This is a genomic window from Aliisedimentitalea sp. MJ-SS2 (genome assembly GCF_032586155.1).
GTDB lineage: Bacteria > Pseudomonadota > Alphaproteobacteria > Rhodobacterales > Rhodobacteraceae > JAWHTC01.
This window is the reverse complement of record NZ_JAWHTC010000006.1, coordinates 137,024-150,020: the sequence shown is the minus strand read 5'-3', so window position 1 is coordinate 150,020 and position 12,997 is coordinate 137,024. Positions and strand designations below refer to the sequence as shown.

Sequence of the window (12,997 nt, the reverse complement as noted above, 5' to 3'; positions counted from 1 at the left end):
CGACAGGACCCCGCCGATTTTGCGGTTCAAGCTTTTAAACATTGGCGTAATCCCGTTTCCTGTTGTCATTCGCATACGGAAACAATCACCGGTAACGCGTTAAAATCTCGGCGAATTCCTGCCGGAATTGGGCGGAAAGGGGGCCGAAACTGCCTTTTTTCGGTCAAATTCCGGTTTGTTGGGTCCGGTTTGGAAGGTATCACTGTCGTTGCTCGACTGGGGGCATGTTTCTTGGCCATGGGGCGGCCGCTGAACTGTGATGCATTGGAGGATGCGAAAAGGAGTGTCAGCTGTGATCCGCCACAGGGTCCGGCCCCGCGAGAAAGCCGCCAGACCGGTGTGAAACCCCCGTCTAAGGTTGCTTTGCCTTTTCATTTCGTTCCGACGCGTTGTGCAAGAAGCTGACGTTTGCGCGCCCGTACCGCGATTGGGCGCGTGGTCAAAGGCCGGGGAGGGCGTTCCCGGCACGATTGAAAGGGTCCGTACTATGGCTGATCAGATGGTCAATTGGGAGCTTTCCGGAGTCCACGGTACCGACACGGACGATGGCAGCGTCGACGCCTTTGAATCCTCCGGTGCATCGAATGAGACCATGGCCTTCCGCGACATCGAGAGCATCGATTGTTTTACACCGGGAACGATGATTGCCACGCTCAAGGGTGAGCGTCTGGTTGAAGAGTTGCGAGAGGGCGACAGGATCATTACCCGCGACAACGCCATTCAGGAGATTCGCTGGATAGGTTCGAAGAACCTGACCGGCCACCAACTCGCCCGCCAGCCGAATCTACGTCCGATCCTGATCCAGAAGGGCGCGCTTGGCGATAATCTGCCGGAATACGACCTCATAGTGTCGCCGCAGCATCGCGTGCTGACGACCGGTGACAAGGCGCAGCTATACTTTGAAGAGCGTGAAGTTCTGGCCGCGGCCAAGCACTTGACCGACCTGAAGGGCGTGGACGAGGTCGGCACTCTGGGCGTGACATATGTGCACATTCTGTTCGATCGGCACGAGGTGGTGCTTTCGAACGGTGCCTGGAGCGAAAGCTTTCAGCCTGGCGTGGCGTCGCTTGAACGGCTTGGCCAGCCACAGCGCGAAGAGGTGTTCGCGCTCTTTCCCGAACTGAACAGCAAGAAAGGCATTAACAGTTTCCAGGCCGCACGCCGGTCACTGAAGAAACACGAAGCCCGTTTGCTAGCGCACTGAGAAGCGGCCGGGCAACGGGTTGATACAACAACCGTTCGGGGCCGATCGAAGACGCGGCCTCGGGTATCTGACAGAGACAACCGAAATATGCAGCGTCCGGGCATCCATGCCTTTTGCTCGGACACCGGGAAGGGGTGAAAATCCCTTCCCGTTTTTGGTGTTTTTCCGCAATAAAAACGCGGCTTGACCGCAAAAACCCCCCGGTGTTGGTAAAAACTGGCCACATCCGGGCGCGATTGTTTCCATGTAACCGTTTCCATGTAAGCGGCCCATAAAGAGGCTGCCGGAAGACAAGTAATCAGTAGAGCGAGCAGCAATGAGACCCGAACTTGCATTTCCCGTCAATATGCGCCCAAGGACAGTAGATATGGATGGCAGCCAACATGATGGCGTTTTTGTTCTGAAACCACGCCTTCTCGGTGTAGGTGAAGACAAGATCATCGGTGGCCCATCGGGCCAATCCTATCAGAAAATCGATTTGTCACAGTTGACCTATCCGGTCGACATTGACTGGTCGAGCCCGGATTGCGGCTCGATCACCGACGGAGCCGACACAATCGTCTTTCAGGGTGTGGACGAGATTATCCTGCCCCCATGCATGCGGGAGGCCGCCTCGCCGCCGACCGAATTGGCCTCCTAAGGCTTGTGATTTCCTGCGTGTTGACCGGTCCCATCCCTCCAGGCCGCCCATTCTTGCGGTGTGTCAAGATCGATCAGTGCGCGGACGCCCGGCAAGGCAATCAGGCGCGGGGTTTCCTCTCTCAAAGCCATACGCGCGCCTTGATCGCCCCTGAGTTCCGCAAGTCGGGGGAACAGACGTTTCGGAATAACAACGGGATGGCCGGGTCGGCCATCCGAACTCGTTGCGCGATGGACCTTTGTCGGATCGGTGCGAAAGGTGTCCAGGACATGGCAAAGATCGCCCGTGCCCAGATCGGGCATGTCCGGCAAGGCCACCAGTACACCGGTATAGTCGTGGTCCGAAGCGTATGACGCCGCTGTTCGAAAAGAGATCGCCATCCCCTCGGACCCGTCGATTGTGAGCAGGGTCAGTTCCGCTGCGTCGAGTGGCGTCAGCACCGCGCGCCTGTCCGGATGATCCCGTGACAGAGTGACCAGGACATCGGTGCCGGTGGCAAGCGCCCGGCGGGTCTGGCGTGTCAGGATTGCCTCGCCGTCGATCTGCTCCAGAAGTTTGTCACGGCCCTGCATCCGGCGCGAGGCACCGGCGGCAGGGATCAGGATCAGAACATCGCTCATGGCGGCATGTTAACCGCGCATCCTGGCCCCGTCTGCATCAAAAAGCGGGGTGGAGATTTGGATCGCCGCGCGCATCTGGCCAAGGATTTCGATCTCGACCGCAAGCCCGTCTTCAGCTACATCGGTGGGGATCAACCCCATGGCGATGCTCTTGCCCGCGTGATGCGAGTAGCCACCCGAGGTACAGAAGCCGATCACCGCACCATCATGCCAGATCGGCTCATAGGCGACGACATCGGCGTCATCGGCGTCGATCTCGAAGGCGACAAGGGTGCGTTCAGCGCCTTTTTCCCGTTCGGCTAATGCGGCATGTTTCCCAATAAAATCAACCTCTTTCGACCAGTTGATAAAGCGATCCATACCGGTTTCACCGGGCGTGTAATCGGGCGAGAACTCGCGCTGCCACGAACCGAAGAACTTGTCGAGCCTGAGCGACATCATCGCCCGCATGCCGAACGGTTTCATCCCGTGCGCCTGACCCGCGTCCCAAAGCGTCTGCCACAGGCTGCGTTGTGCCATAGGATCGCAGTAGATTTCAAACCCCAGATCGCCGGTATATGAGACCCGCTGCACGAGACAATCGACCATGCCAACGGTGAGGTGGCGGATGTCCATGAAGCGCATGTCCGAAATGTCGCTCAGCGTGCAGTCCTGCAGCACCTCGCGCGCCTTTGGTCCGGCAATCTGGAAACCGTTCAGCCGGTCCGAGATGTTCTCGACATGCACGCCATCGGCCTCGTGTTGCTCGAACCAACGCATGTGATAGGCCTGAGAGCCATAGCTGGCGGTGAGTTGGAAGGCCTCGTCGCTGAGGCAGGAAATGGTGAAATCTCCGATTAGCCGGCCTTTTTCACTCAGCATCGGGGTCAGCGAAAGCCGCCCCGGCTTGGGCAGGCGCCCGGCCATGATACGGTCCAGCCAGCCCCGCGCATTTGCCCCCGTGACAAGGTATTTGCCGAAATTGTGCACCTCGTTGATGCCGACAGCCTCGCGCACCGCCTTGACCTCGCGCTTGGTGGCCTCCCAGGCGTTGGAGCGACGGAACGAGGGCGTCTCGTACCGCGGCTCGTCGCCCTCAGCAAAGTAGTTCGGTACTTCCAACCCGTATTGCGCGCCCCAGACCGCACCCATTTGGTCAAAGATGTCATACATCGGTGTCTGCCGCAGGGGCCGGGCGGCGGGCAGTTCCTCATTAGGATAGCTGACCGAAAAGCGTTTCTGATAGTTCTCGATCACCTTGGGCCGTGTATAGCCGGGGGTGATCCAGTCGCCGAACCGGGCGCAATCCATCGCGAAGGTGTCGCGCTCGCATTCGCCTTCGACCATCCATTGCGCGAGCATCAACCCGACGCCGCCACCTTGACTGAACCCGGCCATCACCGCGCAGGCCGACCAGTAGTTGCGCATGCCCGGCACCGGGCCGACCAGCGGGTTGCCATCGGGCGCGAACGTAAATGGCCCGTGGATTACGTTCTTGACACCGGCGCGTTCAAGATCGGGGAATCGTTTGTAGGCAAACTCGATACTGTCCTCGATCTTGTCGAAATCATCGGGCAGCAGGTCCTGGCCGAAATCCCAGCTGGTGCCCTCGACGGCCCAGGGGCGGCAGGGCTGTTCGTAAAACCCGATGCACAGCCCGTTGCCTTCCTGCCGCAGATAGCTTTCCCCGGCGGGGTCCATCACGTGCGGGTGTTCGATGCCGTCCTTCATCATCTCGACGATCATCGGCACGTCTTCGGTCACCAGATACTGGTGCTCCATCGGGTGCAGCGGGAAATAGACACCGGCCATGGCGCCCACTTCACGCGCCCACAGGCCACCCGCGTTGACTACATGTTCCGCATGGATCGTGCCCTTGTCGGTCACGACGTCCCATGTGCCATCTGCGCGCTGGTTTGTCTCGCGCACCATGCAGTGGGTTTCGATCACAGCCCCGCCCATGCGGGCGGCCTTGGCATAGGCGTGGGTCGTGCCGGACGGGTCAAGATGCCCATCCAGCGGGTCGTAAAGCGCGCCGATCACGCCATCGACATTGGTGACGGGCGCAATTTTCTTGATTTCATCCGGTCCGACGATCTCGGTCTCAAGCCCCATGTACCGATGCTTGGCCCGTTCGGCCAAAAGCATGTCCATCCGGTCTTGGTTGTCGGCCAGGGTCACGCCGCCGACATGGTGCAGCCCGCAGGACATGCCGGTGATCTCTTCCAGCTCCTTGTAAAGCCGGATGGTATAACCCTGAAGCGCGGCCATGTTGGTATCGCCGTTCAGGGTGTGAAACCCGCCCGCCGCGTGCCAGGTGCTGCCGCTGGTCAGGTCCGAACGTTCCACAAGCATCACGTCGGACCAGCCGAGTTTGGTCAAATGATACAGTACCGAGCAGCCGACAACGCCGCCCCCGATGACAACAACCCGTGTGCTGGTTTTCATTTGGACCTCCGCCATGTGGTGGCGCGATCCTGCGGCTTGGCCTGTCAAAGGTCAAAGCGAAATGCGACAGATTTGGGCGCAAACGGAACACCGCCCGGCAGGAGTGTGCCACCTAGGTCAGGCGGCCTGCTGTTGTCCTTTGGGCTGGGGCGCGGCCAACTCACTCATCGTGGTGAATTCAAAATCATAAGCCCGCGCAAGCGCCAGGATCCCCTCCAGGTCATCCTCGGTACAACGCATCCGGGCGAACTTGTTGCCGGTGGCTCCGATGAAATGCCCGCAGGTCACGCCGACGCCGCCGTGTTGGCGCAGCCACTCGAACCGGTCGGCGAAATAGGCGTTGGACAGCTCCATCCCTGTCTTGTCGGTAAAGCAATAGGTGTTGACCGTGCGATTGCCCCACCGAGGACTGAGCGAGTCCTGATATTCATCATAGGGACCTTCCAGCCGCAGGATATCGAACCGTTCCAAAAGCGGCTCGATCAGTTTGGGGCGAAAGCGGAAATAGGGGAAGGAAAAGCTGCGTGGCGATAAACCCAGCTTATGCATCCAATCGAGTCCGTCGTCGATCTGATCGGACACGTAGTCTTCCAGGCTGTGGGTTTGCAGGTATTTTGGCAGGCGCACGTGGCTGCGCGTGTGAAACCCGATCTCGTGACCCATATCCTGCAGCGACATCAGCAGATCACGCTGTTTCGGAGTGATCCGTTCCGGCCAGCACAAGAAAAAGGTGACCCGCGCACCGTATTTCTCAAACAGCGGCGCGGCCTGGTGCCAGGAGTCCACGAAATTATCGTCAAAAGTCAGGCAAAGTGCCGATGGCGTACTCATATCAATTGCCCCAAGAATTGGTTTTTCGGCCATTTGGCCCGAACCCGGTCACCGCGCCAAGCGGTCACGCCGGAAAACCACGCCGCTGTGACTCAATCCCCACAGAGGGCGGCGACACAATGCGACGAAAAATGTCGCGTTTCGGCATTATCACGCCCCGCAGGCTGGCCATGCTGAGCGCAGGACAGAACGTTGAAAAGGGGCGTCACATGCGCAGCCATGCACAGGCCGTTGTAATCGGGGGCGGGGTTATCGGGTGTTCGATCCTGTATCACCTGACCAAGCTGGGATGGACCGACGTGGTTCTGCTCGAACGTGACGAACTGACGAGCGGCAGCACCTGGCATGCGGCGGCGAATATTCATGGGTTGCACGACAACACCAACATCACCCGCATTCAGCACTATACCATGAACCTCTACAATGAGCTGGAGGCCGAAACCGGCCAAAGCTGCGGCGTGTTCCAGCCCGGATCGTTGTACCTGGCACAGACAGAGGACCGCGAACACCAGTTGATGCTGCAGGCCGCCAAGGCAAAGCTTTACGGCATGAATTTCCACCAGATCGACCGGGACGAGGCCGAACGCCTGCATCCGCTGGTCGATTTCGATGGCATCCGCTGCATCATGTACGAACCCGATGGCGGCAATGTCGACCCAAGCGGTGTGACCAACGCCTATGCCGTCGGCGCACGCCAGAACGGGGCCGAGATCATGCGGTTCAATCCGGTAACCGGGACCGAGCAGCAGCCGGATGGCAGCTGGATCGTGCGCACGGCCAAGGGCGACATCCGCACCGATTGGGTGATCAATGCCGCCGGCCTTTGGGGGCGCGAGGTGGCGGCGATGGCGGGGGTGGAGCTGCCGCTGCAACCGACCGAACACCAGTATTTCGTGACCGAAACCATTGCCGAGATTGCCGGGATGGACCGACGGTTGCCGTCCGTGGCCGACCGCGACGGCGAATACTATCTGCGCCAGGAGGGGCTTGGTCTTCTGGTCGGCGCTTACGAGCGCAACATGAAATTCTGGGCCGAGGACGGCACCCCGCCGGACTTTGGCCATGAACTCTTCGCCGACGATCTGGAGCGGATCGAGGACAACATGATGCGCGCCATCGAAAGGGTGCCCGCGGTGGGCGAGGCTGGCATCAAGCGGGTGATCAACGGCCCGATGATCTGGTCGCCGGACAGCAACGTGTTGTTCGGTCCGGTGCCGGAGCTGTCGAACTATTTCTGCTGCAACGGGATTATTCCCGGGTTCTCGCAATCGGGCGGCATGGGCAAGCTGGCCGCCGAATGGATTGTCGAGGGCGAGACCAGCATGGACATGTTTGCCTGGGACGTGACCCGGTTCGGCCATTGGGCCGACAAGGCGTTTACCAAGGCGCGGGTCGAGAACCAGTATGCACACCGGTTCAGCATCCATTTCCCCAACGAAGAACGCGACGCGGGCCGCCCGGTACGGACCCGGCCCGTTTTCCAGATGCAAAAGGACATGGGGGCGGTCTTTGGCCTCAATTACGGCTGGGAACACCCGCTGTGGTATGCCGATATCCCTGGGACGCAAGACACCAACGGCTTTACCCGACAGAACTGGTTTGACCCGGTGGGCGCGGAATGCCGCGCCCTGCGTGAATGCGCCGGGATTATCGACATCTCGAACTTTGCCAAATACCGGGTGTCAGGGGCAGGGGCCGAGGACTGGCTGAACGCGGTCTTTGCCAACAAAATGCCCAAAGTGGTGGGGCGGTCCTGCCTGACGCCTCTGATCGGCAAACGCGGCGGGATTGCTGGCGACGCCACGGTCACGCGTTTGGGCGAGGAAGAGTTCTGGGTTGTCAGTTCCGGCATGGCCGAGCGTTATCAGAAACGGTTCTATGACATGGTGCCCTTGCCCGAAGGCACGCGATTTGAGCCGATGACCGAGGCGATTTGCGGTTTCAACGTGGCTGGGCCGAAATCGCGCGAGATGCTGCAGCGGATGACCAATGCATCACTTGCGACCGATGATTTTCCCTTCATGCGCTCGAAACGGATTGAGCTGGGCGGGGTCGAGTGTCTGGCGATCCGGGTATCCTTCACTGGCGATCTGGGTTGGGAGCTGCATTGCGCCGAAACCGATCAGGTGAAGCTCTATCAGGCGCTTCTTGAAGCAGGCCGAGATGTCGGGGCCGTGCCGGTGGGATCACGGGCGCTGATGTCGTTGCGGATCGAAAAGGGATACGGATCGTGGAGCCGCGAGTATAGCCCGGAGTACTGGCCGCAAGAGGTGGGGCTGGACCGGCTGGTCAAGCTGGAGAAGGACTTCCTGCACAAACCGGCGGTGGAAGAGACCTTGAACAACGACGCCCGCGAAACGTTGGTTCTTCTTGCGGTCGACGAGACGGACGTAACCGCATCGAATGCCGACGCCACCGGTGGCGAGCCGATCTTCAAGAACGGCAAGGGGATCGGGAAGGTCACATCGGGGGCATATGGCTACACGGTCGGGATGAGTCTGGCGCTTGGTTTCGTCCAGGATGCGGGTCCGGGGGACGAGATCGAAGTGATGATCCTGGGTCGTCCACACAAGGCGCGTATTCTGAACGAACCGCCATTTGATCCGAATGGCGAGCGGTTGCGCGCGTGAGGATCGGTTGCGTTCGGTGGGTTAACCTTTGGTGTCGTTAACCTGTGTCTGGAAATTTGCCAGACGGATACCCGACAGATAGCAGACGGATGCCATACACCGCTTTTTGACCGTGCGGTGCCGTTAACCCTTGGCCGCGAGCTGTTCGTCCAGCACCTGCCGGACCAGGGCGAGATCGACGTCAGAGGTGACAAAGGCCTCACCGATACCGCGCGCCATGATGAAGTTGATCTTGCCGTCCTTGACTTTCTTGTCCTGCATCATCAGGTCGATCAACCCTTCCGAGTTTGGCAAATCTCCTGCAATATCAGCAAGATCAGTCTTCATCTTCATGTCGTTGAGATGGGCGCGAACGCGGCTTGGGTCTTCCTGGCTGCACAGGCCCATACGCGCTGAGACCTCGAAGGCCAGCGCACAGCCAATGGCAACCCCTTCACCGTGCAAGAGTCTGTCGGAGTAGCCGGTCGCTGCCTCAAGGGAATGGCAAAACGTATGCCCTAGGTTCAACAGCGCCCGGTCGCCCTGTTCGGTTTCATCGCGGGCAACAATCTCGGCCTTCATCTCGCAGGAGCGTTTGACAGCGGCAATACGGGCCTCCATATCGCCAGCGGCGGCACGTGAAGCATTGCCTTCAAGCCATTGAAAAAAGTCTATATCTCCCAACAGCCCGTATTTCATCACCTCGCCGTAACCTGCCAGGTAATCGCGTTCGGTGAGCGTGCCCAAAACGTCCGTATCGGCCAGCACCAGGCTGGGCTGGTGGAAGGCACCGATCAGGTTCTTGCCCTGCGGCGCGTTGATCCCGGTCTTGCCTCCGACCGAACTGTCGACCTGGGCCAATAGAGTGGTGGGCACCTGCACAAACCGCACGCCCCGACGCAACACGGCAGCGGCAAAACCCACCAGGTCGCCAATCACCCCGCCGCCGAGCGCCACAACCATGTCATTGCGCTCAACTTTTTGTTCCAGCAACCATTCCACCGCGCGGGTGAAATGCGGCCAACTTTTTGTACTTTCACCGGCGGGCAGGGCCAACGACACCATTTCGATCCCCTCAGAGGCCAAACCGGCACGGAGCGTATCGAGATGCAGGTCTGCGACGGTTTCGTCGGTGATCACGGCCACGAAATTGCGGGAAAGCAGCGGGCGAATCAGGCGGCCCGCGACGGTCAGAAGGCCAGGACCGATTTCGATGTCATAGGATCGTTCCGCCAGGTCCACATGAACGCGTTCTCTCATCTCAGGTTCTCTCCAGAACGTCGGGCCGGGCCGTTAACGCCGCGATAACCCGGTCGGTCATATCTTCGATTGAATAGTCCTGGTGGGCCTCGACCGAAAGGTCAGCAAGCGCATAGATGTCGGCGCGCTGGTCGTAAAGCTCGGCTAGGGTAGCGCGCGGGTTGGCAGTGCGCAGTAGGGGGCGCGTGGTTTTGTGTTTCACTCGGTTCCACAGCAGCTCGAGATCGGCTTGCAGGCAGACGGATACGCCCTTGGCGCTGATCATCCTGCGATTGGCTTCGGCCAGGAAGGCCCCTCCGCCGGTGGACAAAACACCCTTGGTCTGGTCATCCAGCAGCCGTTCGAGCACCTCGCTTTCCTTGACGCGAAAGAAGGCCTCACCGTCGCGTTCAAAGATTTCGGCGATGGTCATGTTGGCGGCGTCCTGAATTTCGGTATCGGAATCGAGAAAGGGCACATCAAAGCGCGCGGCCAAGGCTTTGCCCACAGCGGTTTTTCCTGCCCCCATCATTCCCACGAGAACGATCGTCTTCTTGACTGTCCAACCCATGCGCGCTCGGCCCTGTTGCCCGCTCTCATTCCTGCTAAATTCGGCCGGGACAGTCGGCGTTCGGTCGCCAAATTCCCGGTTGGACGTCTGAATGACGTGATCTTGGCCAAAAGGCCAGTTATAAGTTTGGCAAATACACACGAACACATGGGCAGTGTACTATGGGGCGCATCATCAAATGGTTGTTAATACTGGCAGTTCTTGGGGGAATTGCACTGGTTGCCTATGCCTATGTCGGTCCGTTTTTCGGCGCGGATTTTTCACCGCCGACCCAGGAGATTCGTCAGACCATTGAACTGGACGCCTCTTAAGGCCCTGATTGCCACACAAATTGCGGTCCAGAGCGTCGTTCTGGGCCTGAGCGGTGCTGCGATTGCGCAGCAGCCACTTTCGGCGATCGAGTGGCTCAACAACCCGCTGCCTGTGACAAGTCGGGTTGGTCCCATGGCCGTTCCCGGTGGCGAAACAGTCGGTCAGGAACCCGACGTAACAGAGAGTGCGGTGTCGCCGGATGTCTCTGTGCGCACGCTGGATGAAGCCGGTCGTGACGCGGTGGGGCTGTTGCCCGCCTCAGTTACCGGGTTGCCGTCAACCCTGTGGCAAAACAGCCAGAGTGGCGATTTGGTTAGAGCGCTGCGGGGGCAGGATGTTCTTGGCATGCCGGCGATGCAGTCGCTTTTGTATACACTGCTACTGGCCGAGGCCGAACCGCCGCATGACGCGGGGGTTGGGCACCTTATGTTGGCAGCGCGGATCGGAAAACTGTGGGAGCTTGGGGCGGTGGAACCTGCGCAGGCACTGATCGAACGGGCGGGACCGGACACGCCGGCGCTGTTCAAACTGTGGTTTGACCTCGCCCTGATGAGTGGCACCGAAGAAGAAGCCTGCAATCGTCTGAACGCGCATCCGCATCTGAGTGCGGATACCGCCAGCCGGGTGTATTGCCTGGCGCGCGGTGGGGATTGGAACGCCGCTGCGGTGATGTTGGACACCGGTCGGGTGCTGGGATTGATGCGGCCCTCCGAGGAACAGTTAATCAGCCTGTTTATCGACCCGGAACTAATTGAAGAACTCGGTGATCCGGCGCCACCCGCCGATGTGACACCACTTTTGTTTCGCTTGTCCGAGGCAGCGGGCGTGCCGATGGCGACGGCGCCATTGCCGCGGGCCTATGCCATGGCCGATCTGCGTGACACCTCGGGTTGGAAAGCTGAGCTGGAAGCCGCAGAGCGTCTGAGCCGGACCGGGGCCCTGTCGGAAAACCGATTGATTGATGTCTATACCGCGCGCCATCCGGCTGCGTCCGGAGGGATATGGGATCGGGTTGAGGCCTTGCAGCGGTTTGACATCGCCATGAAGTCAGGTGATCCGGGGGCGGTTGCCGTCACCTTGCCGGCCGCTTGGAAGGCGATGCAGGAAGCGCATCTCGAAGTTCCTTTTGCCCGGTTTTACGCCAAGGGTTTGGCGCGACTGCCGTTGGCAGGTGACGCGCATGTTCTGGCGCTGACGGTCGGGTTGTTATCGCCGGACTACGAGACGATTGCCTCGAAAATGCGGCTTGAAAACGATGAAGAGCGGTTTCTGGCCGCGTTGGCGCGCGGGGTGCCTCAGGAGGCGATAACACGCGATCCTCTGGGGCGTGTGATTTCGCGCGCATTCGGGGACAGTATGGTGCCCACGGCGCTTGAGGGGCTCTTGGCGGAAGGCAAGCTGGGCGAGGCCATCCTGAAGACCATGTCGCTGTTTTCAAGCGGTGTCGCGGGGAACCTTGCGGATATCGAGGCCGCGTTGCGCGGCTTTCGCGCAATTGGGTTGGAAGACACCGCACGGCGTGCGGCGCTGCAACTCATGCTGCTGAACCAGGGCGGGTGACGTCATGGCAGCGAGCAATTGGATATCCCCGTTTCTAGAGGCTCAGGCGGCCGAGTTGGGGGCAGCGGAAAACACGCTATTGGCCTATGGGCGGGACCTGATGGATTTCGATAGCTGGTTGACAGGGCGGGGCGGGGACGTTGCCGCGGCCAAGCGCGACGATATCGAATCCTATCTGGTGCATTGTGATGACCAGGGTTTTGCCGCGTCGACCAAGGCACGCCGATTGTCGGCCATCAAGCAGCTGTATCGCTTTGCCTTCGAGGAAGGTCTGCGCGACGACAATCCGGCCATTGAAATCAAGGGGCCGGGGCGCACCAAACGGCTGCCCAAGACACTGAGTCATGATGAGGTTGACCGGTTGCTGGAGGCCGCGCGAAGTCACGGTCGGAGTGATGCGGACCGGCTGCGCAATCAATGCCTGATGGAGCTTTTGTACGCAACGGGCATGCGGGTGAGCGAACTCGTTTCGTTGCCGGTCATGGCGGCACGGGGGGATCCTCGTATGCTTCTGGTGCTGGGCAAAGGGGGCAAGGAGCGGATGGTGCCGCTGTCTCCCCCGGCGCGTGAGGCCTTGGCGGCGTGGCTGGTCGATCGGGATCAGGCCGAGGAAGAAGCACGCAAGAAGCGCCATCCGCCGTCGCGTTTTCTGTTTCCCTCGCGTGGCAAAACCGGGCATCTGACACGGCACCGTTTCTATGCGCTGATAAAAGAATTGGCGGTTTTGGCCGGGGTTACCCCGTCAAAGGTTACACCACATACGTTGCGCCACGCTTTCGCAACGCATTTGTTGGCTGGCGGAGCAGATTTGCGGTCAATCCAGGTGATGCTGGGTCACGCCGATGTAGCGACAACCGAGATTTACACTCATGTTCTGGACGAGCGTTTGCGTGAACTGGTGCTTGAGCACCATCCGCTGTCCGGGACCAAGGACCGACGCAAGGACTGATTACTTCGATACGAAAAGGCAATTCTGGATGGTGC

General features: G+C 59.9%; 11 protein-coding genes. 6 read left to right on the top strand and 5 right to left on the bottom strand.

Annotated features, from left to right (window positions below; genetic code table 11):
* Nucleotides 1-487: 487 nt before the first annotated feature.
* Nucleotides 488-1,204, top strand: coding sequence for a Hint domain-containing protein (locus tag RXV86_RS20715; RefSeq protein WP_316302440.1), 717 nt, complete (start codon nt 488-490; stop codon nt 1,202-1,204).
* 367 nt (nt 1,205-1,571) lie between these two features.
* Nucleotides 1,572-1,844: a hypothetical protein gene (locus RXV86_RS20710; RefSeq protein WP_316302439.1), complete on the top strand. Its 273-nt coding sequence runs from the start codon at nt 1,572-1,574 to the stop codon at nt 1,842-1,844.
* Here the strand turns inward: RXV86_RS20710 and RXV86_RS20705 are convergent.
* The 3 genes from RXV86_RS20705 to RXV86_RS20695 form a co-directional block, all read right to left on the bottom strand.
* Nucleotides 1,841-2,464, bottom strand: coding sequence for a nucleotidyltransferase family protein (locus RXV86_RS20705; RefSeq protein WP_316302438.1), 624 nt, complete (start codon nt 2,462-2,464; stop codon nt 1,841-1,843). The two genes, RXV86_RS20710 and RXV86_RS20705, sit on opposite strands and share 4 nt — an antisense overlap.
* 9 nt (nt 2,465-2,473) lie before the next feature.
* Nucleotides 2,474-4,891, bottom strand: a complete 2,418-nt coding sequence (locus RXV86_RS20700) for an FAD-dependent oxidoreductase (protein WP_316302437.1) — start codon at nt 4,889-4,891, stop codon at nt 2,474-2,476.
* Nucleotides 4,892-5,008: 117 nt separating this feature from the next.
* Complete coding sequence (locus RXV86_RS20695; protein WP_316302436.1) at nt 5,009-5,722, bottom strand: polysaccharide deacetylase family protein; 714 nt, start codon at nt 5,720-5,722, stop codon at nt 5,009-5,011.
* 209 nt (nt 5,723-5,931) lie between these two features.
* Between RXV86_RS20695 and RXV86_RS20690 the strand changes: the two genes are divergently transcribed.
* Entirely contained in the window at nt 5,932-8,352 is a 2,421-nt protein-coding gene (locus tag RXV86_RS20690) for an FAD-dependent oxidoreductase (RefSeq protein ID WP_316302471.1), read from the top strand.
* A gap of 123 nt (nt 8,353-8,475) precedes the next feature.
* Here RXV86_RS20690 and aroB read toward each other — a convergent pair whose 3' ends face one another.
* Nucleotides 8,476-9,591, bottom strand: coding sequence for a 3-dehydroquinate synthase (aroB, locus tag RXV86_RS20685; protein WP_316302435.1), 1,116 nt, complete (start codon nt 9,589-9,591; stop codon nt 8,476-8,478).
* 1 nt (nt 9,592) lies between these two features.
* Complete coding sequence (locus RXV86_RS20680; protein WP_316302470.1) at nt 9,593-10,234, bottom strand: shikimate kinase; 642 nt, start codon at nt 10,232-10,234, stop codon at nt 9,593-9,595.
* A gap of 68 nt (nt 10,235-10,302) precedes the next feature.
* On the opposite strand from RXV86_RS20680, the gene RXV86_RS20675 reads away from it, so the two are divergent.
* From RXV86_RS20675 to RXV86_RS20665, 3 genes are read left to right on the top strand one after another with little or no spacing between them, the layout of a single operon-like run.
* On the top strand, nt 10,303-10,452 hold the full coding sequence (locus tag RXV86_RS20675; RefSeq protein WP_316302434.1) for a hypothetical protein: 150 nt from the start codon (nt 10,303-10,305) through the stop codon (nt 10,450-10,452).
* Nucleotides 10,433-12,013: a hypothetical protein gene (locus RXV86_RS20670; protein ID WP_316302432.1), complete on the top strand. Its 1,581-nt coding sequence runs from the start codon at nt 10,433-10,435 to the stop codon at nt 12,011-12,013. Before RXV86_RS20675 ends, RXV86_RS20670 begins: the two co-directional genes overlap by 20 nt.
* Before the next feature lie 4 nt (nt 12,014-12,017).
* The gene (locus RXV86_RS20665; RefSeq protein WP_316302431.1) at nt 12,018-12,962 is read left to right on the top strand and encodes a site-specific tyrosine recombinase XerD; all 945 of its coding nucleotides are present in this window, start codon (nt 12,018-12,020) and stop codon (nt 12,960-12,962) included.
* The last annotated feature ends 35 nt before the right edge of the window (nt 12,963-12,997 follow it).